1 protein-coding gene is annotated in these 243 nt (G+C 34.6%); it reads left to right on the forward strand.

The genetic code is table 11. The annotated features are described in order from the left end of the window. Nucleotides 1–243: hypothetical protein (locus SB749_RS20555; RefSeq protein ID WP_410711943.1), on the forward strand; the 243-nt coding region annotated here is incomplete at both ends.

Consider the following 243-nt stretch of genomic DNA (forward strand, 5'->3'; position numbering starts at 1 on the left):
CAGAAGTTCACCAACTGGGAGAGATCAGATTAAAGTTATTGTTCATGAAAATGACAATAATCATCTCGGTTTCGTTCTTCAGAAGTTTAGAGGAGATACAGGAAACCCAACGAAAGAAACAAGCTTCAGCTTTTATGACAACGAATTCCATGAGCTATTAGAGTTTCTTAATCTTGTAAGATTTATCGACTTATCTAATACAAATAACTTCAAGCAAAGCCTATCTAACCTTAGAGATAAGGT

The organism is Brevibacterium sp. SIMBA_078 (assembly GCF_046534565.1).
Classification (GTDB): domain Bacteria; phylum Actinomycetota; class Actinomycetes; order Actinomycetales; family Brevibacteriaceae; genus Brevibacterium.